The sequence below is a fragment of the Streptomyces thermovulgaris genome, assembly GCF_002155915.1.
Taxonomy (GTDB): domain Bacteria; phylum Actinomycetota; class Actinomycetes; order Streptomycetales; family Streptomycetaceae; genus Streptomyces; species Streptomyces thermovulgaris.
The window spans coordinates 1-598 of sequence record NZ_MUME01000577.1; the positions used below are offsets into that span (position 1 = coordinate 1).

General features: G+C 76.8%; 1 protein-coding gene. It reads right to left on the reverse strand.

The features are described 5' to 3' along the window. On the reverse strand, positions 1-598 hold a 598-nt coding region (locus CCN35_RS27410; protein WP_245863571.1), incomplete at both ends, for an SWIM zinc finger family protein.

Sequence of the window (598 nt, forward strand, 5' to 3'; positions counted from 1 at the left end):
GCCGCCCGGGCGGCGTTCCGCCGGGACAGGGCGTCGAGCAGTCCGCGCTCACCGCGCCCGCGGAGCAGCAGCAGGACGAAGGGGTCGGCGTCCAGCAGGCGTGCGGTCTGGTAGCAGAGGGCGGCGGCGTGCTTGCAGGGGTGGCCGCGGTCGGGGCAGCTGCAGTGGGGTTCCAGGTCGCCGGGGCCGGGCAGCAGGGGGACCCCGCAGCCGGCGAGGGACCGGGGCATCTCCTTGTCGAGGAGCGCGGCGATGTGCCCCGGGCGCTCGGCGGCGGCGTCCAGGAACCGGTCCCAGTCGGCGTCGTCCAGCGTCCGCAGCCGCACCTGCGCCCGGTAGGGGCGCGGGCGGCTCCCCCGCACGTACGCCAGGACCAGTCCCGGTGTCACGGTGATGGCGTCCACATGCCCCGCCTCCGCGTACGCCCGCCCCCGGGCGAGCCGTGCCGCGTCCAGCGCGCTCTTCTCCAGGGCGGTGATCCACGCGTTGCCCCACCAGGTCTCCGCGAACCTCCCGTCCCCGGCCGTCCGGGCCTCGAACGCCGGGAAGGTGCGCCGGAGTTCACCGTCCCGGTGGGGGGAGGCCATGGTGGGAGGGA